This window comes from Nesterenkonia haasae (assembly GCF_010119385.1).
Classification (GTDB): domain Bacteria; phylum Actinomycetota; class Actinomycetes; order Actinomycetales; family Micrococcaceae; genus Nesterenkonia; species Nesterenkonia haasae.
Map to the genome: position 1 here is coordinate 19536 of NZ_VFIE01000024.1, position 26098 is coordinate 45633.

The 26098-nt window shown below is 61.2% G+C and carries 27 protein-coding genes; 14 read left to right on the top strand and 13 right to left on the bottom strand.

The window, feature by feature from the left end; all coding sequences use genetic code 11:
- The first annotated feature begins 42 nt into the window (after positions 1–42).
- The 6 genes from FH975_RS12010 (at position 43) to FH975_RS12035 (ending at position 5432) form a co-directional block, all read left to right on the top strand.
- Entirely contained in the window at positions 43–885 is an 843-nt protein-coding gene (locus FH975_RS12010) for an alpha/beta fold hydrolase (protein WP_162321542.1), read from the top strand.
- Between the two features lie 265 nt (positions 886–1150).
- Entirely contained in the window at positions 1151–1351 is a 201-nt protein-coding gene (locus FH975_RS12015) for a hypothetical protein (protein ID WP_162321543.1), read from the top strand.
- A gap of 271 nt (positions 1352–1622) precedes the next feature.
- Complete coding sequence (locus tag FH975_RS12020; protein WP_162321544.1) at positions 1623–2396, top strand: 3-oxoacyl-ACP reductase; 774 nt, start codon at positions 1623–1625, stop codon at positions 2394–2396.
- A gap of 5 nt (positions 2397–2401) precedes the next feature.
- Entirely contained in the window at positions 2402–3745 is a 1344-nt protein-coding gene (locus FH975_RS12025; RefSeq protein WP_162321545.1) for an LLM class flavin-dependent oxidoreductase, read from the top strand.
- 131 nt (positions 3746–3876) lie between these two features.
- Positions 3877–4704 carry an alpha/beta fold hydrolase gene (locus FH975_RS12030; protein ID WP_162321546.1) on the top strand — a complete coding sequence of 276 codons (828 nt, stop codon included), beginning with the start codon at positions 3877–3879 and terminating at the stop codon, positions 4702–4704.
- Positions 4705–4706: 2 nt separating this feature from the next.
- The gene (locus FH975_RS12035; RefSeq protein WP_162321547.1) at positions 4707–5432 is read left to right on the top strand and encodes an esterase/lipase family protein; all 726 of its coding nucleotides are present in this window, start codon (positions 4707–4709) and stop codon (positions 5430–5432) included.
- Between the two features lie 26 nt (positions 5433–5458).
- Here the strand turns inward: FH975_RS12035 and FH975_RS12040 are convergent, their stop codons facing one another.
- Positions 5459–5866, bottom strand: coding sequence for a hypothetical protein (locus tag FH975_RS12040; RefSeq protein WP_162321548.1), 408 nt, complete (start codon positions 5864–5866; stop codon positions 5459–5461).
- 132 nt (positions 5867–5998) lie between these two features.
- On the opposite strand from FH975_RS12040, the gene FH975_RS12045 reads away from it, so the two are divergent.
- A complete protein-coding gene (locus tag FH975_RS12045; RefSeq protein ID WP_162321549.1) occupies positions 5999–7255 on the top strand; it encodes a phospholipase D-like domain-containing protein in 1257 nt (418 codons plus the stop codon).
- Positions 7256–7273: 18 nt separating this feature from the next.
- Here the strand turns inward: FH975_RS12045 and FH975_RS12050 are convergent, their stop codons facing one another.
- The gene (locus FH975_RS12050; protein WP_162321550.1) at positions 7274–7699 is read right to left on the bottom strand and encodes a hypothetical protein; all 426 of its coding nucleotides are present in this window, start codon (positions 7697–7699) and stop codon (positions 7274–7276) included.
- A gap of 104 nt (positions 7700–7803) precedes the next feature.
- On the opposite strand from FH975_RS12050, the gene FH975_RS12055 reads away from it, so the two are divergent.
- From FH975_RS12055 to FH975_RS12075, 5 genes are all read left to right on the top strand, one after another.
- Complete coding sequence (locus FH975_RS12055; RefSeq protein WP_162321551.1) at positions 7804–8463, top strand: cyclodeaminase/cyclohydrolase family protein; 660 nt, start codon at positions 7804–7806, stop codon at positions 8461–8463.
- Positions 8464–8562: 99 nt separating this feature from the next.
- Positions 8563–9297, top strand: a complete 735-nt coding sequence (locus tag FH975_RS12060; protein ID WP_162321552.1) for an ABC transporter ATP-binding protein — start codon at positions 8563–8565, stop codon at positions 9295–9297.
- Positions 9297–10121 (top strand): hypothetical protein, encoded by an 825-nt coding sequence (locus tag FH975_RS12065; RefSeq protein WP_162321553.1) that lies wholly within the window; start codon positions 9297–9299, stop codon positions 10119–10121. Before FH975_RS12060 ends, FH975_RS12065 begins: the two co-directional genes overlap by 1 nt.
- A gap of 25 nt (positions 10122–10146) precedes the next feature.
- Complete coding sequence (locus tag FH975_RS12070) at positions 10147–11358, top strand: sensor histidine kinase (protein ID WP_162321554.1); 1212 nt, start codon at positions 10147–10149, stop codon at positions 11356–11358.
- A complete protein-coding gene (locus tag FH975_RS12075) occupies positions 11355–12011 on the top strand; it encodes a response regulator (protein ID WP_162321555.1) in 657 nt (218 codons plus the stop codon). Before FH975_RS12070 ends, FH975_RS12075 begins: the two co-directional genes overlap by 4 nt.
- A gap of 38 nt (positions 12012–12049) precedes the next feature.
- On the opposite strand, the gene FH975_RS12080 is transcribed toward FH975_RS12075, so the two are convergent.
- From FH975_RS12080 to FH975_RS12115, 8 genes are all read right to left on the bottom strand, one after another.
- Positions 12050–13033, bottom strand: a complete 984-nt coding sequence (locus FH975_RS12080; RefSeq protein ID WP_162321556.1) for a universal stress protein — start codon at positions 13031–13033, stop codon at positions 12050–12052.
- A gap of 157 nt (positions 13034–13190) precedes the next feature.
- The gene (locus FH975_RS12085) at positions 13191–13673 is read right to left on the bottom strand and encodes a DUF3253 domain-containing protein (RefSeq protein WP_162321557.1); all 483 of its coding nucleotides are present in this window, start codon (positions 13671–13673) and stop codon (positions 13191–13193) included.
- 54 nt (positions 13674–13727) lie between these two features.
- A complete protein-coding gene (locus tag FH975_RS12090; protein ID WP_162321558.1) occupies positions 13728–15002 on the bottom strand; it encodes a TRAP transporter large permease in 1275 nt (424 codons plus the stop codon).
- On the bottom strand, positions 14999–15592 hold the full coding sequence (locus FH975_RS12095; RefSeq protein WP_162321559.1) for a TRAP transporter small permease: 594 nt from the start codon (positions 15590–15592) through the stop codon (positions 14999–15001). The genes FH975_RS12090 and FH975_RS12095 overlap by 4 nt, the downstream gene beginning before the upstream one ends.
- Positions 15593–15635: 43 nt before the next feature.
- Positions 15636–16655 carry a TRAP transporter substrate-binding protein DctP gene (gene dctP, locus FH975_RS12100; RefSeq protein ID WP_162321560.1) on the bottom strand — a complete coding sequence of 340 codons (1020 nt, stop codon included), beginning with the start codon at positions 16653–16655 and terminating at the stop codon, positions 15636–15638.
- 35 nt (positions 16656–16690) lie between these two features.
- Entirely contained in the window at positions 16691–18154 is a 1464-nt protein-coding gene (locus FH975_RS12105; protein ID WP_162321561.1) for an amidase, read from the bottom strand.
- Positions 18151–19431: a M20 family metallo-hydrolase gene (locus FH975_RS12110; protein ID WP_162321562.1), complete on the bottom strand. Its 1281-nt coding sequence runs from the start codon at positions 19429–19431 to the stop codon at positions 18151–18153. The genes FH975_RS12105 and FH975_RS12110 overlap by 4 nt, the downstream gene beginning before the upstream one ends.
- A gap of 137 nt (positions 19432–19568) precedes the next feature.
- Positions 19569–20933: a helix-turn-helix domain-containing protein gene (locus FH975_RS12115; protein ID WP_162321563.1), complete on the bottom strand. Its 1365-nt coding sequence runs from the start codon at positions 20931–20933 to the stop codon at positions 19569–19571.
- 127 nt (positions 20934–21060) lie between these two features.
- On the opposite strand from FH975_RS12115, the gene FH975_RS12120 reads away from it, so the two are divergent.
- Together FH975_RS12120 and FH975_RS12125 are read left to right on the top strand one after the other, a co-directional pair.
- A complete protein-coding gene (locus tag FH975_RS12120; protein WP_162321564.1) occupies positions 21061–22581 on the top strand; it encodes a CoA-acylating methylmalonate-semialdehyde dehydrogenase in 1521 nt (506 codons plus the stop codon).
- A 27-nt stretch (positions 22582–22608) separates the two neighbouring features.
- Positions 22609–24012 carry an aspartate aminotransferase family protein gene (locus FH975_RS12125; RefSeq protein ID WP_162321565.1) on the top strand — a complete coding sequence of 468 codons (1404 nt, stop codon included), beginning with the start codon at positions 22609–22611 and terminating at the stop codon, positions 24010–24012.
- Positions 24013–24042: 30 nt separating this feature from the next.
- On the opposite strand, the gene FH975_RS12130 is transcribed toward FH975_RS12125, so the two are convergent.
- The 3 genes from FH975_RS12130 to FH975_RS12140 form a co-directional block, all read right to left on the bottom strand.
- A complete protein-coding gene (locus tag FH975_RS12130) occupies positions 24043–24381 on the bottom strand; it encodes a GntR family transcriptional regulator (protein ID WP_162321566.1) in 339 nt (112 codons plus the stop codon).
- On the bottom strand, positions 24374–25306 hold the full coding sequence (locus tag FH975_RS12135; RefSeq protein ID WP_162321567.1) for a hypothetical protein: 933 nt from the start codon (positions 25304–25306) through the stop codon (positions 24374–24376). The genes FH975_RS12130 and FH975_RS12135 overlap by 8 nt, the downstream gene beginning before the upstream one ends.
- Positions 25307–25418: 112 nt before the next feature.
- Positions 25419–26090, bottom strand: a complete 672-nt coding sequence (locus FH975_RS12140) for a DUF1801 domain-containing protein (protein ID WP_162321568.1) — start codon at positions 26088–26090, stop codon at positions 25419–25421.
- Positions 26091–26098: the final 8 nt, after the last annotated feature.

Sequence of the window (26098 nt, forward strand, 5' to 3'; positions counted from 1 at the left end):
CCCACCCTATGCCTAACCACCTTATGCGGTTATATTGGCTCTATGAGGCACATCGCACAACTCAGCCAGATCAAGATGAGCTATACCGACACCGGAGGAACCAAGCCCTTGGTGGTGCTGCTTCATGGGTGGCCACAGACCTCCCAATGCTGGGACCCGCTCATCCCGAGTCTGGCCGAGGACTACCGCGTCGTCGCACCGGATCTGCGCGGCTATGGGCTCACCGACAAGCCTCGCCGCGGCTTCGAAAAGAAAACAATGGCCCAGGATATTCACGAGTTGATCGACCACCTGGGGTACAGCTCAGTGCGCCTTGTCGGTCATGATCGGGGCGCCAGAGTCGCCCACCGCTTCGCGCTCGATCACGGTGAGGTCCTCACCCATCTCACTCTTCTGGACATTGCCCCCACTCTTCACATGTTCCGCCATGGCGGCATTGACATCGCCCAGGGTTACTGGCACTGGCTGTTCCACATGAAAGACGATCTCCCGGAGCTACTCGTCGGTCCTCATATTGATGAATACCTTCGCTTCTTCTTTGAACGATGGACCCTGCAGCGCGCCGCCCTCGAACCGGTGATCGCGGACTATGTGGAGGCGTTCTCTCAGCCGGGAGCGCTGCGGTCTGGATTCGACGACTACCGTGCCACCGACGTTGATCTGATTCACGATGCTGGAGATTTCGATGCCGGAAGGACCGTGGGCCTCCCGGTTCAGGTTTTATGGGGAGACCAGGGGCTGGTAGGAGGCAAAGACGTCCTTGGATTCTGGAAGCCCTTCGCTCCGCGCGCTTTCGGAGAGCCGCTAAGGGCTTGCGGCCATTTCATCCCGGAGGAGCAGCCTGGAGTCCTGCTTGACAAGCTCAAGCATCACCTCGCTGCTTAGCCGCCTGTCCCCGATCATGGTCTGAGTCGCAGCGCACGAAGTCTGAGCCTCTATTGTTTTGGCACGGTGTGCATCAGAATTACGAATCGTCGCAGCCCTCCCACTGGCGCAGATGCAGGCTCCAGACCTCTCGCTCAAGGAGACTACGCTCCTGGATTTCCCGGGGTGATTGCGCGATGATACTCCTCAGAAAGTCTGACCCTGGGCAGGACAGGCCCGTAGTCGCTGCTGGGCACAGCCACACATATGCCGAGAAAGTTCGTCTATGAAAACAACACGCGCGTGGAACATCGCGGCGGGGTTCTTCTTCGCCCTCACAGCCGGGGGTGTGGTGGTAGCTGCCTCTCGTCTACATCAAGCGGAGTTATGTCCCCTTCCATCCCTTTACCTGGGGATCGGAGGCCCATTGACCGCCGCGGTGGTCTGCTACCTGGTGGGATATCACCAGCAGCTCACCAAGCAGTAGCGGTTGTGCGCAATGACAGACCCATGATTAGGTCGGTATGTGACACGGGGTACCTAGACTGACCGGAGTTTTGCTCTGGAGAGGTTTACGGCTGAGAACACACCCGTTGAACCTGATCCAGTTAGCACTGGCGAAGGGATTGTCCGGTTCTGCTGGTCTCCGCCTGCCACTCGGGTTGAGCAGGGCAGGATCGCGCAGGTGCGTCCGCTCTTGAAGCGGCTCGTCAGCGCGCTCGGAGTGCCTTCGCCTCTATCAAAGAGAGACAAGGCACATGACTGCAGAAGCCCTCCCCCTTGACCAGCAAGTCGTCGTCGTCACCGGTGGCGCACGCGGACTCGGAGCCGCAATCGCCAAGACGTTCCTCGCTCAGGGCGCGCACGTCGTCATCAACTACCGCGCGTCGAAAGAGGCGGCCGAAACTCTCGCCGCGGCTCATCCTGGGAAAGCCATCGCCGTCGAAGGCGATATTCGTGATCGCAGCGCGGTGGAACATCTCATCAGCACCGCCGCTGCACAACTCGGCCCAGTGACCACCGTGATCAACAACGCTCTCGTCGACTTCACCTTCAACGGTGATGCCCGGCCCAAAGCCAAGGAGATCACCTTCGAGGCGCTCAGCCAGCAGTTCGAAGGTGCGGTGAAGGGCGCCCTGAACGTTATCCAGGCTGCCCACCCCGGTATGGCGCGAGCAGGCTTCGGACGGATCATCAACATTGGGACGAACCTGTTCCAGCACCCCGTCGTGCCGTACCACGACTACACCGCGGCCAAGGCTGCGCTGCTATCGCTGACCAGGACCTTTGCCGATGACCTGGGCCCGGAAGGAATCTGCGTGAATATGGTCTCCGGTGGGCTGCTGCGCACGACAGATGCCTCTGCAGCTACCCCAGAAGCCGTATTCGAAGGAATCGCAGCAGGGACGCCGCTGCGCACAGTCACAACACCGGATCAACTTGCTGATGCCACCTTGTTCTTCGCCTCGCCATGGTCCCGGGGCGTCACCGGACAGAATCTCATCGTCGACGGTGGTCTCATCAAAGGATGACCACGATGACAGAACCTCTCGTGAAACAGGCACACCTGAATCTTTTTATCCACGGCGTAGGTCACCACAATGCCGCGTGGCGGACTCCCAGTTCGTCCGCCGAGAGACTCCGAACCGTCGACTATTACACCGAGCTGGCTCAGATCGCAGAACGAGGGAAGTTTGATGCCGTCTTCTTCGCGGATGGGCATTCCAACAGCATCACTGCGGCCGAGGATGGTCCCCTGTGGAACCTGGAGCCGCTGACGCTGCTTTCGGCAATGAGCCGGGAGACCGAACGTATCGGATTGGTCAGCACGATCTCAGCCACCTTCTACACACCGTTCCACGCCGCACGACTGCTGGCGAGCCTGGATTGGATCTCTGAGGGTCGGATCGGGTGGAACGTCGTGACCTCCATGTTCGACGCCGAAGCTCAGAACCACGGCCTAGAGAAAATGCCCGAACACGCCGTAAGGTATCAACGCGCCGAGGAATTCGTCGACGTCGTCCTGCAGCTGTGGGATTCCTGGCCCACCGAGTCAATTCTCATTGATCGTGAGGAAAAGCCAGACGGGGAACCCGGACAGTATGTGAACGGCGCGAAACTCACTGAGCTGAATCACTCAGGGGAACATTTTGCTGTGCGAGGGCCGCTCAATGTGCCCCGCCCGCCTCAAGGACATCCGGTGCTCTTCCAAGCCGGGGCCTCCGAACAGGGCCGTGAACTGGCAGCACGCCGGGCAGAGGCCATCTACGCTGTGGCGTACGACCTGCCCGCCGGCCAAGAGTACCGGTCAGACCTGCGCCGACGAATGAGAGCTCAAGGTCGGTCCCCCGATTCTGTGGCGGTCATGCCGGGCCTGGTGACCTACGTTGGTTCAACAATGGAGGAGGCCCGAGCTAAGCAGCGCAGCCTCGACGAGCTGCTCCCCGTGGAAAGTGCCTTGCGTCAGCTAAGTGTCTTCGTCGGCCAAGATGCCGCAGAGTGGGAAGTGGACGCTCCAGTGCCAGAACTTCCCCCTTTGGAAGACTTCACCGGTCCCAAGGGGCGTTACGCGACAATTCTCCGAATTGTTGAAACTGAAAGACCCACCGTCCGTCAGCTCTTGGGACGGCTCGCCGCGGGGGGCGGCCATTGCACCATGGTCGGGACACCGGAATCGATCGCCGACGAAATCGAGCTCTGGCTTGATGAAGGCGGTGCGGACGGGTTTAACCTCATGCCACCGTCATTGCCGCACAGCATCAGCGAATTCGTCGACGAGGTGACGCCGGAACTCCAGCGCCGCGGCAGGTTCCGGACCGACTACGACGGCACAACCCTGAGGAGCCACCTTGGACTGGAAGTTCCGGCCGGGCCCAAATAGGCGCTGGATCCAGGTATGGTGAGAGCCCGATCCCGTGCAGGAGTGGTGATCAGTAGTCTGAACTCCCTGCTGAGGACCCAAACTGCAGGGTTCACCTTCGAACAGCGCTCGAAAAGAGGGAAGCGAAGATCGTGGCCCAGACGAGTCAGAACGGCAACCGGTTCCATACCCGACGTATACAGACCGGTGGCCATGCTGTGGATGTGCATGCAACATTCGCTCCCGAACGTCCCCCGATCGTCTTGGTGCACGGCGTCGGAATGTCGGCAGAGTACTTCCAGCCGTACGCCGATGTTCTCGCAGACACGCATGACGTCTATTCCCTCGATCTGCCAGGCTACGGAAAGACACCCAAGCCACCCGCCGCGCTCACCATCTCAGAACTGGGTGACGTACTTTCCGGAGTAGTCATGGATCTGGGCCTCGTGTCACCCGTAATCGTGGGACATTCCATGGGATGCCAGATCGTCACGGACGCTCTTGCCCACAATCACCGGTTGTGCGCCGGCTACATCCTGATCGGCCCCACTGTGGACCCAGCAGCTCGGAGTCTCACCTCACTGGCACTGCGGTTGTTTCGGGATATGTTGACCGAACCGTTCTCCACCAACGTCGTTGTCTTCCGAAACTACCTGCAGATGGGCCCGATCCGGCACCTGCGCACTGTCCGACACATGCTCGCCGACCGCCCCGAAGAGATCATCCAGGGCTGCACCGCTCCCGGACTCATAGTCCGCGGTGCCAAAGATCCAGTGCCATCTGCGCAGTGGGTTCGCGAGTTGGTTCGCTTGGCCCCAGACGCAACCCTGCGGGAGGTTGCCAGCGGGACCCATGGTCTGCAACACAATCAGCCTGAGGAGCTGGCCGAAGCCTGTAGACCGTTCCTCGCCGCTGTGCTCGGCAGCGGCCACTCACCACAGGAAACTTCCTCAGCTCATTCACCGGTCCAGGACAAGTGAAAGTGCCGTCATTTCGCGAGCCCGCCCGCTGGCCGGAACAGGTTTCCGAAGCCGGAACCAATCTCACTGTCTGGGCTCGGGACTATGGCTACGCGCTCCGCCAGCAAGCCGTGGCACTGCTCCGTCCGCTCGACCCGCGCCCCTACCACCGTCCCAATCCTGAGCAGCCGACGGTCATTCTCCTGCCTGGGATCTACGAGCCGTGGACCTTCATGCTTCCCATCGCGAATGAGTTACATGAACACGGCTACGACGTCCGCCCAGTGGTCGAGCTGGGATACAACGGGGGGACCCTCGAGGACATGGCGGCTGTCGTGAACCGCTACATCCAGCGGGAAAACATCGGACGCTGCGTGCTGGTGGCTCACAGCAAAGGGGGACTGATTGGGAAACACCTGCTGGCCCGTCACAATGAGGCCGAGCTCATTCAGGGCCTCGTCACGCTCAACACGCCGTTTGAAGGTTCACCGCTGGCGCGCCTGCTGCCTCTGCCAGCGATCCGTGCGTTCCTGCCACGATCTCCTGAACTTGCCGAGCTGGGCGCCAACCGGAATGTGGACAAGCACATTGTCTCCATCTACGGCCGTTTCGACCCTCACATCCCCGGAGGAAGCTACCTCGGCGGGGCGCGCAATGTTCAGCTGAGCACACGAGGCCATTTCCTGCCCCTCAGTGACCGTCGGGCCCACCGAGCGGTGTTGGAAGGTGTCAAACGCCTCACGCACTGACCCCTGACGGGCTGAGCGTAGAGCTGCTAGCCCTTCTTCTTTTGGCCGCTGATCAGGGCCACGGCAATGGCAGCCAGCCAGAGGTCCTTAGCGAGAGGAGTTCCATCCTGGGAGGGACGCACGCCGTCAGACTCGGTCATGGCATCATTGCGGAAATACATACTCAGCATCCCGGCTGAGAAACCTCCCAGCGCCAGACCAGCAAGCCGGTTACTCACAAGGGGAGTCAGCAACGCACTGCCAAGGGCGATCTCACCCCAGGCTAGGGTCTTACCGAACGTCTCAGGGGACAGTTGTTTGACCGCAGGTACACCGGTCGAGGCCATCCCCTGCAACCCGGCTGCTGACTCACCGTCCAGCTTGAGTTTGCTGATTCCGGCGTTGAGTATGAAAGCCCCGGGGATTGTCCGCAGAGCAAGGGCAGAAATATTCATGAAACTTCTCCTACTGATTCTAATGAGGATGTCCGCTATGGCGAGCTCCTGACTGCATTCCTCACCCATCAACCTTCCCTCACGCGACATCATTCCCTCCTCAGGGCCAAGCATGCCCGTTAAGGTAAGTTCATGAGCCCATTGAGCCTGCCGATCCGCCGCCGCACTTCGTCCAAGACTCTGCCGCTAGCCATTGCGGCTTCTGCGCTGGCCGTCCCGGTCACAGCAGCGGTCTCCGTTGTGGCACTGGATCTTCTGAAGCAGCGCGAACGCAAGGACCGCGATGCCCCTCGGCCCGGCACGTTCGAGTCTCAGGTCGAGGAATCACCGCTCACCATCTACACAGATGGCGAAGCGCTCTATGGCGACATGCTTAAGGCCATCGGCTCCGCCCACCACTCGATTCTCATGAAAACCTATATCTGGAAGAACGATGAGGTGGGCCAGAAGTTCATCGACGCTTTCAACGCTGCAGCCAGACGCGGCGTCGATGTCTTCATCATCTACGACGGGTTCGCAAACCTCGTGGTGCCTCAATCCTTCTACGGTCGGCTCGACGAGAAAGTCCACATCCACCGTATGCCGGCCGCAGGCAGGAGCTTTTGGAAGGCGCCGTTGCGTTCTACAGGGTTCAACCACTCCAAAATCCTGGTTGTCGACGATGAAATCGGATTCGTTGGTGGTTATAACATCGGTGCCCTCTACGCCAAGAAATGGCGCGACACGCACCTTCGCGCAGCCGGACCGGCAGTGTGGGGTTTGCGCCAAACAGTCGCCCGGTTGTGGAACGAGGGGCGCCATCCCGCAGAGCAGGTCCCGTGGATAGCCCCCAATAGTTGGAATCCTACGGTCCGAGTGGTCGCGAATATGCCCGTTGATCTGGTCTACCCCGTCCGGAACATGTACCTCAAAGCGATTGAGCGTGCTCACGACCGGATCTGGATCTCCACCCCGTACTTCATCCCAGACCAGCAGATTCTGCGGGCCTTGGTCCTCGCCGCCCAACGCGGGGTGAACGTTGAGGTCATGGTGCCCAAGGACTCAAACCACGTTATCGCCGATTGGGTGTCCCGCGGATTCTTCGGTCAAATGCTCGACGCCGGGATCACCATCCTGCTCTACACCAGCAGCATGATGCACTCCAAAACGGCCACTATTGACGGAGAGTGGTCCACGATCGGCACCGCGAACATCGACAGGCTCTCGCTGTCGTTCAACTACGAGTCCAACGTCGAAGTGATCGACCCAGGTTTTGCCGCCGAAATGGAAGAGGTCTTCCGCAGCGACCGTGAGCATTGCGAAACAGTCAGCCCTGAGGCTTGGAGGAGCCGCCACCCCATGGCCCGAGTGACGGAAGTGGCTCTGAAACCGCTGCGCCCGGTGCTCTGACTCGCCTACTCCGGAGACCTAGCTTGCTGGGACTCGAGGGGCCATAACGCGCACCGTTGCCCAGATAAACACCACCAGCCATAGAAGTGCACCCCCTAGCACCAAATAGAGGTCTATCAGGCGCAGGCCGCCCGGGTCCGGAACAAACCACATACCTGCGCCAACTCCCGTGAGAACAGCTGCGGCGGCGGCTGCCAGCGGCATCACCCAGCCGATGTCAGCGCGGAAGATCGTTAAGCCACTGGCCGCCAAGGAGACGACGCCGACAACCACGCCACTGGACATGGTGAGTTCGGCAGGCCAGAAGGGGAAGTAATGACTCGGCGCCCACATGTGGAGAATCGCGAACCAACTGAGGCTCAATGCGGCTGCCGCCACCAGAATGCCCGCGGCAGCCCGGTTGTGAAGCGTCGCTACACGCGCAGTGGGCACTACAGCAGGCATCGTGGTCCTCGTCTCAAGCGGGGCTAGGATGCCCAGGTCCCTGAAGTATAAGCCGGCGCGAACGCCAGGAGACACAGACAGCGCGGGGATGAGATTATCGGCCAATGAACACATCAGATGAGATCACCACCAAGGCCTCGACTGTCGACGACTGGACGTACGCTCTGGGGAAGCCCGTAGGCGCACCTGGCGGTGGTGCCGGTGCAGGAGTGATGCTTGCGATCGCAGCTGCACTGACATCCATGGTTGCCGGCTACACCGACGCGGAGAAGAGCCAGGGGAGAGAGCTCGACAGTGTGCTCGCCAGAGCACAAGAACTGCGTCGCGTTGCCCTGCAGGCAGCCGACGACGACGCCGCCGCATCCGAGGCATTCGGCGCAGCGTTTAAGCTGGATCACGGTGAGGAACGCGATGAAGCAATCCGCCAGGCCTCAATCGGTGCGGCACAGTCCTCAGCACAACTTGGTGAGCATGCAGTCGGAGCGATCGATGATCTGATCTGGCTGGCAGAGTTCGGGAATTCGGCCCTGATCGCCGATATCGTCGTCGCCTTCGGGGCACTGAGGGCGGCCGTGGCTGGTGCGCGTACCAACGTGAGCTTCGACCTAGGGACACTGCGGGTTTCCGGTTCTACTCTGGATCAGGTCCAGGAGGAGCACCCTGAACTGTGGGAAACGGTGCACCGATTCGATGACGCCCTGGCACGCATCGACGCCTCAACCGCTGCGATCGATGAACGAGCAGCCCCCACAGACTCACGCTGACGGACAAGTCGGGCCCACTCCCACACTAGCCAAAGGAAGGGGTAGAAGACTGTCCTCGCGGACGGGGCGGTGGGACGAGCATCCCGGCATGCTGGAGCTATGAACAAAACAGCATCACCCGCATTGTCAATCAGTAATTTCTCGAAGACCTTCTCTGGCCACCAGGCAGTGGAGAATGTGTCCTTCACCCTCCAACCCGGCCGGATACTAGGACTATTGGGCCCCAACGGCGCAGGCAAAACAACCACCATCCGTATGGCCCTCGGGCTCGCCTCCCCGGACAGCGGTGAGGCGCTGTTTTACGGACGGCCCTATCGTGACCTCGAGCACCCCGCACGAACAGTCGGCACCGTCCTCGATTCGGCGGGTCTGCATCCAGGCCGCACCAGTCGCGATCACCTGCGCATCATCGCAGCCCAGATAGGCGCTCCAGCGGAACGGGTCGACGCAGTACTCCACGAGGCTGGTCTTGGTGGTGCCGCCCATCGACGCATCGGTGAGTACTCGCTCGGCATGCGACAACGAACGGCTCTGGCTGCCGCCCTGCTCGGTGAACCGTCGATACTGATCCTCGATGAGCCGGCCAACGGACTCGATCCGGCAGGTATGCACTGGCTGCGTGAGCTGATGCGCTCCTTCACCACCGCGGGAGGTTCGGTTCTGTTGTCATCTCATGTACTGGCGGAAGTAGCGCTAGTGGCGGATGACATCGTGGTGATCGACCACGGTCGGGTCGCAGCCGCCGGCGAATTGCAGTCCATCATTGCCGCTCACGGAGGAGACATCGAGAGCTTCTACCTCGACCTCACCGCTACCAGGGCGGGGGTTCGCTGATGCTCCGCGCCGAACTTCTCAAAATCACGACCACCCGAGCGTCGAAAGCAGCAGTCACTGTAGGCGTCGTCGGTCTCATACTCACCCAGGCGCTCCTCGTCACCGTTTTCCCTGCGCTGGCCAGTGGTGCCATTGGTCCCGGTCGCGAGGTGCTGGGCGAGGACTTCCCGGTTTTCAACCTCATGACAGCCACGGCACAGCTCGACGCCGTCAGCCCCCTCGGTTACTCCAGCGGAATCGGTTCCATCGGTTTCGCGGTGCTTGCAGTGCTCATGCTCGGTGTTCTCGCCGGCACGACTGACTATCGCTTCGGGGGAATTGTCACCACGGCGCTGGCCCAACCTCGCCGAAGCAGGATCCTTGCCGCAAAGGTCGGCGCTATGGCACTGATTGGGCTCGTTGTGGGGCTGATGTATGCCGCAGCAAGTCTCGTCTCGCTGGTCATCGCTCTCCTCATGACCGGAACCGGTTTGGCGGCCAGCTTCCCCGAGCTCCTCGGCGTCTTGGGTCGGGGGACTTTGGTGGTCGCTCTACTGGCTGTACTCGGACTCGCAGTTGGCATGCTCACCCGCAACCAAGTCGGCGGAGTTCTGGCGATGCTCGGGATTCTGTTCTTTGAGATCATCGCTCAGTCCCTGGCTCAGCTCGTCACTGGCTCTGTGCCGGTCTGGGCACAGATTATGCCGCTGGCGCTGAGTCAGCAGGCCGTCTCTTCAATTGCTGCGGCAGGTTTCACGCCGTGGCTGGCGATAGCAGCCTTCGCCGCCCTGGTCGCGCTGATCGTGGCGGTCGCCGCAGTGGCGCTACGCACTCGGGACATCTGAGGGTCCCATGGAGGACAATGGTCGGATGGCCATTCCACCCCGTCAGAAGAATGCACCACATGTGTTCTTCTGGCGGGGCGCTCCCGTTGCCCTGACACTGCTGCTCGGCCTCGGGTATCTCATCGGAGACGGAATTGTCGAAGATGTGGCGGCCGAGTCGGTCAACCCCTGGCTTTTGAGCCTACTTGTCCTCGCTCAAGCAGCGCTGTTGGTTGTCAGGCACCAGGTGCCGATGGTCGCGCTACTAGCGATCTCGGCTCTTGATGCGGTGCTGATCCTGATGTCCTCCGGCGAGGCCGGGGCCGGGACCTTTGCGGTGATGGTTGCGGTGTACACATATGTCCGGCAGCGGCCCGCCAACGCACAGCTGCTGATCCCCACCGGCGTCGCTGTACTGTCCACCGTGCTGACGCTTCTGGCGGTCCAGACCAGCGTCGAGATACTGGCCGAATGGGCGGTGCCTTTTGCAGTTTTCCGTGGCGCATTCACTTTCGGCCTGCCGGTAATCCTCGCTAAGATCTTCGACGGTCGGGCTCGGCTCATCCGCGCGCTCAGAGACAGGGCAGACGCTGCGGAACGGGAGCGTGAACGCCTTGCGGAGGATGCCGTCCGCGCAGAGCGGGCACTCATGGCGCGTGAACTCCATGACATTGCAGCACACCACCTCACTGGCATCATCGTCAGCGCCCAAGCCGCCGATGCGTTGTCCTCGACGGACCCTGAGGACGCCAGAACCTATATCCGTCGCGTTGAAGGCGATGCGCGCACCGCGCTCAGTAATCTTCGCCAGACAGTGGGACTGCTGCGCTCCGAAAGTGGCAGTGCGTTCTCCCCCACCCCGGCGATCGAACATCTTCCCGCCCTCATCTCCGAAGCCTGCGAAAATGGCACGCCTGTGGCCTTCTCTGCGTCCGGGGATCCAAAAGAGATTGGGCCGCTTGCGGGGATGGCGGTGTACCGAATGGTGCAGGAGTCACTCGCGAATTCCTCTCAGCACGCACCCGGTGCTCCACGCTCCGTGGAGTTGGATTATGGAGCGGATTCCATGCGGGTCAGCGTGCACAACGGTCCCGCGCAGACCGAGCGGCCTTCCAACGAGCCTGATCGCGACGGTTTTGGACTTCAGGGCATGAGCGAACGCGCGGACTTGATCGGTGCACAGCTCCGGACTGGCCCCACCCCCGATGGCGGATGGAGCAACGTTCTGGAGATCCCCTATGACAAGGTACGTGCATGATTACTGTTGCCATTGCTGATGACCAAGCGATCGTGCGTGCCGGTCTCAAGGTAGTGCTCGGGAAAGAGGACGACATTGAGGTGGTGGGCGAAGCCTCTGACGGCAATCAGGCGGTGACACTCGTGAGGGATAAAAATCCCGATCTCATCTGCATGGATATCCGGATGCCCGGCCTCGACGGCATAGCCGCCACACGCGCCATCACAGCAGACCCGCAGAACACCACGAGTGTTCTAGTCGTCACCACATTTGACCTCGACGACTACGTGTTTGGCGCGTTGGAGGCGGGCGCGGCTGGGTTCCTGCTCAAGGGCGCAGAAGAGCAGAGTCTGCTCAGCTCCGTCCGCTCCGTAGCCAGGGGCGAGGGCACCCTCGACCAGCGACTCACTCGCCGTGTGATCACGGAGTTCGCCAAGCGCAAGATGGGAAGCGATCGGCCTCCCACACCACCTGCGGTGCCACTCACCGCCCGGGAACTTGAGGTTCTCACTCTCCTCAGTGAAGGCCTCTCAAACCAGGAGATCGCCACTCGCCTGTTCGTCGAGCCGACTACTGTGAAGTATCACCTTGTCGGAATTCTCACAAAGACCGGAGCACGCGACCGACTACAGGCAGTGGTGTGGGCCTATCAGAATGGCATTGTGACCCCGTAAGCCAAGCCTGCCTGAGTGAGCTGCGCGCCTTCGGCCCACTAAAGCCGCTTGTCGTCCAAGTCCGGGACCACCATGACCGGTCCCTCCGCGCGCAATAGTACTCCGCGGGAGACTGAGCCCAGAAGCACTCCGGTGAATCCGCTGCGACCGCGGTTGCCGACCACGGTCAGCTGCGCCTGCGCTGTTGCTCTGCTCAGCAGAGCAACAGGATCCCCCGGTTTGACGGCAGCAGTAATAGGCACCGATGAGTAGTGACCCGCAAGCCAGTCAACCTCTGCCTGAAGAGTCTCCTCCAACTGGGAGACCCGCCTGCTGGTCATGTCCCGATTGGCAGTGATGACTTCTGGGTACCAATCCGCCCATCCCTCCAGTGAGGGAAGAGCCATCAGCATATGCAGCGTCGCACCGCGATCCTGCGCCACCTGAGCTGCATGTAGTGCAGCGACCCTGCTGTGCCGCGAGCGATCAGTTCCGACAATGATCGGGCGCTGATCCGGTTGGGGCACAAATCGAGCAGGTCCTTCGGTCTCACTGATGCGGTAATCCCGATGAACCACCACCGTAGGACAGTGAGCATGCGCAGGAAGAGCTGAAGAGACGGATCCCAGGATCCGTCCCACGAATCCACCACGGCCGCGTGAACCCACGACGACAAGTTCGGCGAGCGCAGAAAGATCCACCAGCACCCCTGCCGCGTCACCCCGTTCAACTCGGTAGAAGACCTTGCCCGGGTAGTCCCGGAGGCAGGTCCGGGCTTCGGCAAGCACTGCTTTGGCAGCCGCCAGTGCTGTCCGCTCTTCGGAAGTGTTCGGCACCGCTGCCAAGGTGGTGTAGACCTGAGGGGGAACCGTGAACGCAGTGACCACCGTCAAGATGCGACCACTGCTTCGGGCAGCCAAAGCCCCGTAGTGCAGCGCCTGGATGGACTGATCGGAGCCGTCGAAGCCCACCAGCACCGATGGATCGCGGGAAGCTGGGTCGAACACGATGGGACGTGGGGATGAATGATTCTCGCTTGTCATGTGGTGCCTCCGCAGGGGTCTTTCTGAGGAAGTCGGACAACTCCTCCTGCTACCCACCATGCAGTGTGCACGGCGATCGGTGTAGGGCCATTGGTCCTACACCGATCGCCGTGAGGCCTCAGCCTGTGGCGTCCATTCGCACAGGTGCCGGGCCTCGTCAGGAGTGGAGGTGCTCCCCGGGGCCCAGGCGGATGGGGCCGCGGGCGTCGACAGCCACAGGCTGGCCTTTCTGGGTGATGCTTATCTGTCCCTGGGACGAGAGTGCACCCGCCACCTGGCGAACCTGAGCCATCAGTTCCCGCCAATTTTCGCCCCCTACGACCCGGGCGGCATCGCTCGGGCAGATGGAGCTCCCGTCGCGGTGTCGCAGCAAGGAACGGATCGTAGCCGCGATCCGCTCGCTTCGGCCATCATCAGTCGGCGCCCACCAGGGTTCACCGCGTTCTCCGAGCGCGACTTTGGCGTCGTGTACGCGGAACCGCACCTCGTCACCCCGTGTCTTAACCAGCCGCCGGGCCGTCATAAGCTCTTTGACCAGTTCAGCCCGGAGCCCCTCGGGAATGGCCGGGTCTGAGGCGCGCCACTTCTGACCTTTGACGATGATGTACCGGCCATCGTCAGTGCGCTCCTGATCACTCACGTGATGCACTGTACGCCGCTGCTTGAGTGCTTGTCAGCACGGCCTGTCCCGAGGTCAGCGCGCGAGCCCAGGGATCCCGGTGGAGAGAATCGGCACGTACGTCACCAGGATCAGAGCGATCCCCAGCGGCACCAGGGCAGGAAGAATTCCGCGAATCACATCCGGCATTGGAGTGTCCGAGGCGTTGCCCAGAACGTAGAGAACCAGCCCCACCGGCGGAGTCAGCAGACCAATGGAAAGATTCAGGATCATGATGACCCCCAGGTGCAGGGGATCGATTCCGTACTCCAGGGCAATGGGCATCACTACGGGCACCGTAATCAGCAGCGCCGATACGGGTTCCAGGAACATTCCCAGCAGCAGCAGCGCAATATTCAGCAGAATGAGGAAAATCCACGGGTGTTCGGTCAGACTCAGCATTGCCTCAGCTGCGTCTCGCGGAGCACCCTCCCTAGCGAGTACGAAGGCCAGCATGCCGCCGGCAGTGGCAATGAGCATGACCCTGCCCGTGGTCTCGGCAGTGTTGCGCAGTGCTCGAACAAGGTTCTTCAGCGGCATCCAGCGGGTGACTAATCCCAGCAGAATGAGGTAAACGCCAGCCACCGAGGCGGCCTCCGTCGGAGTGAAGTACCCTCCCAAGATGCCGCCGAAGATAATGACGGGGGTCAGCAGGATCGGCACCACTTTGCCTAGGGCCACAGCGGACTCTCGGCGCGTCAGTTTGGGGCTGGTCAGTTCCGGCTTCCGCCGTGAGTGGATCCACACATAGACGCACAACGAGCAAGCGATGACGAAGGCGGGCAGGATGCCGGCCAGGAACATATCCGACACAGAAGTCTGGGCAAGAACTGCGAAGATGATCGCGGCCACAGACGGTGGCATGATCGGCCCAATCATCGCGGCGGCCCCCGTCAGGCCAGTGGCGAACGACCCGGTGTAGTTGTGCTTCTTCATGGTTCGTCCCATGATCGCGCCCATAGCAGCCGCATCAGCTGTAGCCGAGCCGGACATCCAGGAGAAGCCCACGCTGGCACCGACATTCGCATAGCCCAATGAACCGCGCAGTCGCCCGAAGATCGCAAGCATCGCGACAATCAACCGATTCGCCATCCCGGAGGCGTCTGCGACGAATCCTACGAGGATGAAGAGCGGGACCGCCACGAGGGGAAAGGAGTTGAGCGTCGAGGCCAGCCGCTGAATCACGATACCCATGGTGAGAGCGTCGTCCATGGCGACGTAGATCAGACATGGCATCAGAATCGCGAACGACACCGGCACTCGCAGGGCCAGCAGCACAAAAAGTGCCAGCAGTATCCATAGGACGGTCATAGGCCCTCCTCCGGGCGGGTCGCAGTGCGCGAGGTTTCGAGTGCTGAGTAATCTTCATCGCTCAGAAGCCACTCACTGCTCATCAGCAGAATATTGATGAGTGCGTGCAGACCAATCAGCACCACCCCGGCTGCGACGACGCCGTAGAACAGCGCCATCGGAATACCTAGGCCCGTGGAGTACCCGGAGGCACGATGCTCCAGGAACTCCACGGAACCGAACATCAACATGGCGGAAGCAACCACCACGACGGCCATACCGATGATGTTGAGCCCAATCCGGACTCTACGAGGCATCTTCGCATCACCCACTTCTACGGTGATGTGGCCTCGCTGGCTCATCACCGCTGCGGAGGCGATGAAGGTTAGCCACACGTAGCTGTAGCGGGCGAGCTCATCGGACCAACTGAATGGCGAGTTGAAAAGGAATCGGGCCAGAACCTGGGCGAACGTGATCCCTAGGATCACCACCAGCAGACCCACCGCAATGGTCTTCTCTGCTGTGGTGATCCAGTGCACGAGTCGGCGCCCCTGGGCGATCACGAAGTGCTCGGACGCCGGGTGCCCCTCCCTCTGTGACTCATTCATCATGTCCCTGCCATCCTGTTACTCATCGGCGGTGAACGTTGGGCTTCTACTGTTCGCCGAGCTCTTCGAGCAGCTCTACGTAGTCATCACTCCACTCGTATCCATCAGAGTAGAGCTCCTGGACGAGGTCCGCCATAGCATCACGGTCGACATCCTCGATCACTTCAGGCGTGCCGGCCTCGGCCCACTCATCGAGAGCTTCCTGCTCCTCAGCCTCTAGGCACTCTGCCACTGAAGCGGCGAGTTCATCGGTTTGCTCCGACAGCACATCGTGCTGCTCCTCGGAGAGACCGTCCCAGATGTCAGCGTTGATCAGGACGCCATGTGTGGTGATCAGGTGCCGAGTGAGGCTGACGTAGTCAGAAACCTCATCAAAGGACTCGGCATTAATGTTGGGCAGCGGCGCCTCTGCGACGTCAACGACGCCCTGCTGCAGAGCCAAGAAGAGCTCGTCGTACTCAGTGGTCGCCACATCGGCGCCCAGTGCGTCTGCGCTGTCCCGGGAAATATCGGTGTTTGGCACGCGCAACGTGGTGCCATTCATGCTCTCGGGGCCTGTGATCGGCTCGGAACCGAAGATGTGGCGTTCTCCGTAGAGCCACGGGGTGCCCATGGAGACCAGGTTGGCTTCGTCCTCCACTGTTTGCCAGATCTCTTCCGCCACGTCCGTATCCTGGACGCGCTCGACGTCGTCGACCGAGTCGTAGAGGTAGTATGCCTCGAACATGGCCGGGCCGGGAATGCCGAAGGTGGAGGCGACCACCGAGCCGATGCCCAAAGCGATGTCCAACTCCCCGGAGGAAGCCTGCTCAAGCAGTTCGGACTCTCCGCCGAGCTGCGCTGATGCGAAGACCTCGATCTCGAGTCCGACTTCTTCGAGCTCTGGACTGTTCGCAAGCTCCTCCAGACCACACTCGACCACGGGAACGGAGGGGTCGTAGATGGTTCCGGCGCGCAGGGTTGTGGTGTCGCCGTCGTCGCCGCCTCCGTTGCCGCAGGCAGCCACCAGCAGGCTGGCTGAGGCCAGAGTGGCGACAGTAAGGCGAGGTTTGCTGGTATTCATCATGGTGTCCTTCTTATGTGTTGGGTGCATTGAGGTTTTCAGGACAAATCGGTGAGCGTCGGCAAAGGGGAAATCTCCTGCCAGGCCTGGGCTATCTCGAAGACGGTGGACTCATCAAACGGCCGTCCCACGATCTGCATCCCGATAGGGAAGCCGTCGTCCATACCGGCCGGCACAGCAAGTACCGGGCAACGGTTCGCGACATTGAACGGCACGGTCATATGTGCTTCCCAGTAGTGCTCGAGTACAACAGTGCCACCGTCAGGCTGGTCGTCGACGGTGATGCCTTCGAGGTAGCGTCCATCCGCCTGGAGGCCGCGAATGGCGGAGACTGGGCTTATCAGCGCGTCGGCATCCCCAATGGCATCGAGGACATCAGCCTGGATCTGCTGCTCCGCTTCAAGAGTTTCGAAGAGGCTGATTCTGCGGGAGTACTGGGTGGCGACCTCTATGAATCTCCGTGTGTAGTCCTCAGCTGTCTCTTCATAGCCGGCGAGCGCTCGGCGCATGCCTTCGGCAAGAATGTGCCCAAAGTGCGCCATCGTCGTTTCACGGATGTGGGCCGTCGTCCAGGGGAGCTCAACGATCTCGACGGTGGCGCCTGCTGCTTCGAAGCGTTCCACGGCCGCATCAACCTGAGCTCGGACTTTTCGCTGAACCGGGTAGTCGCCGAGGGTTGGTGCGTAGACCAGTCGGCGCCCAGCAAGTGATTCCACAGCCTGCGAGCGGGCCTGAGGATGCGCTGCGGCGGAGGGTACGCTGCCATGATCTCCAGGGTCGACTCCGCGGATGACATTGGTCAGCAGCGCGGTGTCTTCCACGGTGCGCGCCATCGCTCCGTCCCCGCGGTACCAGTCCGCCGCCAAGGGACCAGCGCCGGGAACAGTTCCGTAGGGCCCTTTATAGCCAACAGTTCCCGTGAAGCCCGCAGGTATGCGGGTGGACCCTGCGATGTCAGAAGCAGTCGCCAATGGGGCGAATCCCGCAGCTAACACCGCCCCGGCCCCGCCCGACGAACCGCCAGGGGTCAGCTGCCGGTCCCACGGGTTGCGCGTGACACCCCACAGAGACGTGTGGGTGAAGGTCGCGCAGGAGAACTCTGAGGAAGTGGTGCGGCCGTGGATCAACGCACCGGCAGACCGGATTCGTCTCACGATCGGGTGATCTGCGGTGGCAACGTGGTTAGCGTGGGCTCGCATTCCCTGTGTGAAAGTGCGGCCTGCGATGGCGTGCTTCTCCTTGACTGCCACTGGCAGGCCAAGCAGAGGCTGATCACCTCGCAGCTGGCCAGTTGCGAAGGCTTCGTCCGCCTGTTTTGCCTCGGCCAGGGCCTCTTCACGCAGCAGCTCGCTGAAGCCGTTGATGGGCTCGGAGTGGTTCGCGTCGTCGTCAATCCTCACGAACAGTGCCTGGAGGTACTCGCTCGGGGCGAGTTCCCGACGGCGATACAGCTCGAGGACTTCTGCGGCCGGCTTGAACGCCAATTCCTCAGCGGAGGTCACTGGGCGCCGCCCGGGGAGACATCCTTGAGCTCGCCCTGGACGAGGCGAGTGATGATCCCTGCAATGACCTTGACGCCTTCCACTAGGTCTTCGTCGCGGGTGAATTCGCGCTCACTGTGTGAAATGCCGTTCTCACTTGGGACGAAGATCAGCACAGCGGGCGTCACCCGGTTCATGGCCACCGCGTCGTGCCCGGCGAGCGTACTTAAGGTCATGGACTCATGACCCTCGTCGCGTGCGGCTTTATGTGCCAGCTCCACGCTTTCCTCTGGGAAACGGGAAACCGGCCGGACATCGTAGTCATCTGCGCGGATCTCAACGTTGCGCTCCTGGGCGATCGCAGCGAACTTCTCCAGGATGATAGCGCGCGCCTTGGCGACGTCGTCGTCCTGGTCGGCACGAATGTCAACCACCATGTCGACCTGACGGGGCACTACGATCGGCGAGTTGGGCTCGACGTTGAACGTGCCAACGGAGGTGACTACTGTCTCGGGGTCCATCTCATAGACAGTTTCTTCTACGGCGATCACTGCTTTGGAGGCGGCGATCAGCGCATCGCGCCGATCGGCCAAGAGTGTGGCGCCGGTATGTGACTGTTCACCAATGACCGTGACCAAGAGCTTCTGTGTAAACCAGCTGCGCTCAACGACTCCGATGGGGACTCCGGCGCGTTCGAGCCGACGCCCCTGTTCAATGTGCACTTCGACGTTGCCGGCGATCTCGAAATCGATCGGTTCGCCCAACCGCCCAGTGGATTTCAGAGCCTCACGCACGGTGATGCCTTCGGGGTCTGTGGAGTCCAGGGTGGTTTCTAGGTCTTGCAGACCAGCAAAGACGGAACTTCCCATAAGTGATGGGGTGAAACGCGAGCCTTCCTCATTGAACCAGTCAACGACGGCGATGTTGAACTGGGGTTCGACGACACCTTCCTTGACCTGAGAGTTCAATGCTGCGGCGGCATGCAATCCGGCAATAACGCCGTATGTACCGTCGAAGCGACCGCCGAGAGGCTGGCTGTCGAGGTGGGAACCGACCAGGACATAGGGCTTACCCGGAGTCCATGTCTTGGTGGCGAAGATGTTTCCGATCGGGTCCGTAGAGACGTCGAAGCCCAACTCTTCTGCACGGGCTTGGAACCAGTCGCGCACCTGGCCATGTTCAGCCGTGGCAGCCTGGCGGTCGATCCCATTGGCCTCAGTTTTGCCGTATAGAGTGGTGTGGTGAAAGTCAGCGAGGAACTCTTCAGGGCTGATCGCAGCCGCAGTATTGGTGGTCATTCACTTCTCCTCGGGTAGAACGGAGTGCTGTCCCCGTGGAACATGGCAGGTTCCCATCCTTCCTGCAGACGCCGTGTGCTGCGCCACTCAATGTGTCAAGTAGTTCCGCCTAAAATTTGACACAGTGTAAACCTCGCTTAGGTTGGTTGGGAATCCTGTCCGCGGGGTTTCAAATCGTCAAGAAGCAGAGCCGTGTAGAGCAGCATGAGCTGCTCGCCGTCGAACGGCCGCCCGGTCAGACGCTCAATACGACCGATCCGTGAATAGAGAGTTGGTCGCGAAAGCCCCAGTTCGCGGGCCAACTCAGCCTTATTGCCCCGTGTGCGAGCAGCAGCGCGCACGACCTCGCGCAGTTGCTGGCCGTCATCCCCGGCAAAAACAGGAAGGTAGCGGCGGGCAAACCACTCAGCCTCGGGCTGTTCCGCTGTGTGGACCAGCAAACCTGCCAGGCCAAGGTCACTTGCGCCCCACCATTCCTTCGCGGCAGGGTCGGCCAGTCCTTCCTCGGCCCGCGAACTGCTCTCAATGACACGCAACGCCGAGCGTGCGATTCCGGAGACATCCGCCAGAGCCTCAGGGGCCTCTCCCATCGGGACCATCTGCTCGCCAACCCCCACCAGGTATCGAGGAACGAGGTCGTAGGTGCGCCGTCGATTGGCGTCTTCGCGCAATGCTGCACAGAAAGTCTCAACGGCTCGGCGCCCGGCGTCAGCGAAGGTCGCTGAGGGTTCTTCGACCGCGAGCATGACGCAGAACTCTGCCTCCTTACCGGCTCCCACTAGGGCGGGTCGGCGCATTTGAGCCGCTGCCTGGCGGGCGCACAACGCTAGCTGTGCTACCCGGTGCGAACTGGTCTCCTTCGCCCCACCCTTGAGCCGGACCACGAGTGGGACATAGCGGGCCGCTCGCGGCATACCGAGTGCCGCTACTCGGTCTTCCATATCTTTAACCGGCAATCCACCTGGCGCAGCTAAGTCATCGAAGAGATTCGTCGCAGCGCTGACCAGCGGGTCCCAGATCGGGGCCCCTTCGGGTTCGAAACCGTCCGCCTCGAGTTCTTGGGCGACAAGTTCTCGATGCAGCGCCTCGGTGATCTGCTGGAATCGCACCACGCGGGAGAAGAGCAGCAGGGGCGTCAGCTCCGCCGCATCCGGCCGGGCATCTCTTCGTCGGGCTGCCGCTTCCAGTGCACCAAGCACTCGCGGCCGATCGGGGAGGACTTCCACTGCGAGTGCGGCAGCGCCAACGTCGTCCAGGTCGCTCAAATACTGAGTGAGAGCATCTTCGAGATCTGGACGATCCTCGGCCAACCGCGGCAGCGTGGAGAGTATGAGCTCTCGACCCTCCAGCAGATGCCCGGGGCGGTCCTGTCCGATGACATGGGCCCAGCGGACCGTGCGACTGTCGTCAGCCACTCCACTGAGGAGCCGGGGTTGTCCGAACGCCACAGGCTCCAAGTCCAGCACTTCGGCGAGTGTCAGGGTCCCGCCGCGTCCATACATACTGTCCAGCCTAATGCCCCCTGGCTCTCCTTATCACCCGCGCGGTTTACAGAGTGTCAGTATCTTTGGTCCCGATTCTGACACTCTGAGTCCTCCCATGGATGGCCCCAGCAGCCACAATTGCCGTATGACTGAGACTTCTTCTACACCCCGGACGTTATCTACCGCCGCCACAGGACACTGGATTGGCGGGCGCACGGTCACCCCGGGCGCCGAAACCACCACCGCCGTGGAGTCCCCTGCCACTGGCGAACTCATCACCGAAATACCGCTGGCCTCACAGGAAACTGTTGACCACGCCGTCTCGACCGCCAAGGATGCCTTCGCTTCCTGGGGCAGCATCTCGCTGTCCAAACGCACACAGATCGTCTTCCGCTACCGCGAGTTGCTCAACGCCCGAAAGGGTGAGCTCGCCCAGATTATTTCTCGTGAGCACGGCAAGGTGTTCTCAGATGCTCTCGGTGAGGTCCAACGAGGTCTGGAAGTCGTCGAATTCGCCTGCGGAATCCCCCACCTGTTGAAGGGTTCCCAGACAGTCAACGCCTCCACGGATGTGGATGTCCATTCTGCACGGCACCCTCTGGGCCCCGTAGCTATCATCACTCCCTTCAACTTCCCCGCCATGGTTCCCATGTGGTTTACCCCGATCGCGGTGGCCACCGGCAACACAGTTGTGCTCAAGCCCAGCGAGAAGGATCCCAGCGCCGTGAACTGGCAGGCTGAACTCTGGAAAGAGGCGGGCCTGCCAGACGGTGTCGTCAACGTCCTGCACGGGGACAAAGCTGCCGTTGACGGTCTGCTCAATCATCCCGATATTGAAGCGGTGTCATTTGTCGGCTCCACCCCTGTCGCGAAGTACGTCTATGAGAATGGCACCGCAGCTGGCAAGCGCGTGCAAGCACTCGGCGGGGCAAAGAACCACATGATGGTCCTTCCCGATGCCAACCTGGACCGGGCCGCAGACAGCGCGGTTTCCGCGGGTTACGGTTCCGCTGGTGAACGCTGCATGGCGATCTCCGTGGTCGTGGCCGTCGGAGACATTGCTGACCAGCTGGTGGAAAAGATCGCTGAGCGCACTCGTGGTCTGCGTCTCGACGGTGAGGATCCAGATCTCGGACCTCTGATCAACCGCGCTCACCGGGATAAGGTACGCAGCTACGTTGATGGCGCCGAAGCAGAAGGCGCGTCCCTGGTGGTGGATGGTCGCAGGTGGGCAGAGTCGGAGAAGCCCGAAGGCGCTTATCTTGGCCCGACCCTGATAGACAATGTTGGTCCGCAGATGAAGTCTTACCAGGACGAGATCTTCGGTCCGGTACTCTCCGTCGTTCGGGTGGAGACTTACAATGAGGCTCTGGACCTCATCAACTCGAACCCGTATGGCAATGGAACCGCCATTTTCACCCGTGACGGTGCCGCCGCACGTCGCTTCGAAATGGAAGTCACGGTAGGTATGATCGGCATCAATGTGCCGATCCCGGTCCCTATGGCCTACTACTCCTTTGGCGGCTGGAAGAACTCCCTGTTCGGCGATAGTCACGCACACGGTGCCGAAGGTGTGCACTTCTACACCCGCGGCAAGGTCGTGACAGCTCGGTGGGGTGACCCAGCCGAGGACGGAATGCAACTTGGATTCCCGCAGAACGACTGATCGGCATCAAAGGAGAACACGAGACTCATGAACAGCAACAGCAGCACCCTGGCCTCTGCCGAGGTGGACCGCATCAGTCCTGCCGACATAGAGGCAGGGCACACCGCCTATGAGCTAGACCGTAAGCATGTTTTTCACTCGTGGTCTGCCCAAGAGCAATTGCAGCCCATGAACGTCATTGATGCTGAAGGTTCGTGGATTTGGGATGGCGAGGGTAATCGTCTACTCGACTTCACCTCGCAACTCATCTACACCAACGCCGGGCACAAACACCCCAAGATCATCGAGGCCATTAAGAATCAGGCCGAGAAGCTGTGCACTGTTGCTCCGCAACACGTCAACGACGCCCGCTCCGAGGCTGCGCGACTCATCACCGAGCTCCTGCCGGAAGACATCAACCATGTCTTTTTCACCAACGGTGGTGCTGATGCTAATGAGCATGCTGTGCGTATGGCCAGGCTGCACACCGGGCGCCGAAAGGTGCTTTCGGCCTACCGCTCCTACCATGGTGGGACTCATCTTGCGGTGAATCTCACCGGCGACCCCCGCAGGATCCCCAGTGACGACGACGCTGGCGTGGTCCGCTTCCTGCCCGCCTTCACCTACGGTTCGCATTTCCGGCCCGAGTCTGCAGAAGAATGGACCGAGGAACAGGAAGCCGAGCGAGCCCTGGCTCATCTGCGGGACACGCTTGTGTTGGAAGGCCCATCGCAGGTGGCTGCTCTCATCCTGGAAGCTATCCCTGGAACTGCCGGAATCTACATTCCCCCAGCTGGCTACATCGAAGGCGCGCGAGCGCTCTGTGATGAGTTCGGCATCGTCATGATCTTTGATGAAGTGATGGCTGGTTTCGGTCGCTCTGGTAAGTGGTTCGCGCACGAGCATTTTGCCGTTGAGCCAGATATTGTCACGTTCGCCAAAGGTGTGAATTCCGGATATGTGCCGATGGGCGGCGTCGCGATGGACGACTCCATCTACAGCAGCTTCGCCAATCGGATGTACCCAGGAGGACTGACCTACTCGGGGCATCCCCTCGCCATGGCCGCAGCGGTAGCCGCTATTAACGCCATGCGGGATGAGGGGATGGTCGAGAACGCCGCTCGGGTGGGTTCGGAGGTCATTGGACCGAGGCTCGAAGAGATCAAGAGAAACCATCCCGTGGTCGGCGACGTTCGCGGAGCTGGAGTCTTCTGGGCTATTGAGCTGGTCCGGGATCAGGAAAGCCGCGAGCCTCTGGCACCTTATGGTCAGACTCCCGCGGTGATGCCGGAGCTCGTGGCGGCATGCAAGGCGAAGGGCGTATTGCCGTTCATCAACATGAACCGGATCCACATCTGCCCACCGCTGAACGTGGCCGACGACGACGTCCGGTTTGGCCTCGATGTGATCGACGAGGTTTTGTCGATCGCTGACGAGTTCCGCAAAGGCTGAACGCCCCAGCTGACTCCTCAGCGCAGCCAATCATGTTGCGTCACGCCACACAGCCTGGACTGCGCTGAGGAGGTCTGGCTCGCTGATGCCCGATAGTCGGGCCTCCGCCACAGCATCTCTGACATGGCCAAGCACCACGCCGGGGAGAACCGATGGCTGATCGGCGACCCGGGTCCCGGCAGCACCCTTCGTCACCACGAACCCGCTGGACTCCAGCGCGCGGTACGCCTTGGCGGCAGTCGCCACAGCGACGCCGAGATCCCGCGCGGTTTGCCGCACGGTCGGCAGCCTGTCCCCTGCACCCATCCGACCAGACAGGATCAGCCCTCTGAAATGAGCGGTGATGCGTTCGGCTGAATACTCAGTCATGAACCGTCGCCGCCTGGGGCTGGGGCCGTAGGGCCGCAATCGCGACAACTATCATCAACAAGGAGAGCCCAAAGAACTGCACGAGGTATGACATGCCCAAAAGCCAGGGGGAAGCTGCCGCCAATGTGGTGTCAAACGAGTAGCCCTCTGAAGCGAGTGACACTCCTGCTGCGCCCGCGGCTGTGTTGAGGGCGCGTGCAAGAGTAAGGAGAACTGCGCCGGCGCCTAGGCAGACCACCATGGATGAAAGCGCTGATCGCGACGCTTCCTCACCCCTGACGCTACTCGGGGCAAGAAACGGACGTACCGCATTGAGGTGAAGGACAAGAACCGTCAGCACGAGAAGCAGGAGCGCCGCTGCGGCGGCGGGCAGACCATACGCCCAGCCGAAGAAGTCAGCCACCATTCCGCCTGTGGCTCCGGTGTCGATCACCAGCAGCCGATAACGACCCTCCTCATCTGGGCTTGAGGCAGATCCGGCGAATGCGACGAACAGGATCAAGGCGAGCGCGCAGGACCCAAGCAACCACAACTGGGAAGAACCGGTGAAGGACCGCCACGTGCGGGGATGCGTAGGCGCAACCGGCTCAGCCGGCTGACGGCGGTAACTGGCCAAGAGCACTGCGACAGCGAGCAAGACCAAACATGCTGCGAGCAGCGGAATCGAGTACCTCCACCAGGCGAAGTCTTCGCCTCCGAGCCTCATGCGGCGGAAACGCATGACACTCACCGTCACGGCGAACAGGACAAGGAACGCAGCCCCAGACGCCAGGGTCGACCGCATCACGGCGTCAGGTCGAGACGAGGCATCTAGCCGGGGTGGAAGAGGCAGCTTCTCGCGCCAGATGGGCACCGCTAAAACGGCCACGACGGCCAGAGCCGCAACGACGGGAAGCACCTCATAGAGCATTGCCAACACGAACATGTCCGATTCCCCACTTCCCGCATGTAGCCGACACCAGTTAACCTATGTGCTGCACACATGGTACAAGTTTTGTACTATATGTGCAGCACAAGGTGCGCCGATCTCGGGAGCCTCAGCAGTGGGACGTCAGATCAGACTCCCAGGCATCTCGGATCATCTCTTCCAAAACTGCGAGGTCGATGTCTTCCGGAGTGTTGATGTAAAGACACGCTGCGCCGGTGCTGTGCTTACCGAGCCGAGCTAAGAGTTCTGCTGAGCGCGGTGACTCTGTGAGGCCGTATAGCGAGATCTTCGATTTTCGGGGTGAGAATCCGAGCCGGAATGTGTCGCCCTCCCGGCCGGTCGCATAGCGGTAGTGGGCCTGTCCATAGCCGATCATGGTGGGCCCCCACATCACGGGTTGCTCCCCGGTGACGCGTGTGAAGATTTCCAACAGCAATCTACCGTGTAAGACACGGCGCGCAGTGTCGAGCCCTTCAACAAAGTCACTCGGTGTTTGGTCAGTAGGGACCGTCTTGAGGTCTATCGCGTTCTTTCCGGTGTGACCTTCGGTGATCACAGAGCGGCGCGCTTCGGGCTCCGGCACATGGCCAGCTAGTCCCAAGCCGCGTTCCACAAGAGCCGCCTGCAGGCGTTCCAGGCTGCGCCTCCCGAGGCCGTGGAGTGAGGCGAGCGTAGCGTATTCGACCCCGTGGAGAGACTCCAGATTGGAGTACCCGGCATGCTGTAAGGCATCACGGGCGGGTCGCCCGATGCCGGCGACCGAGTCGAAACTCGTACTCATATCCTCAT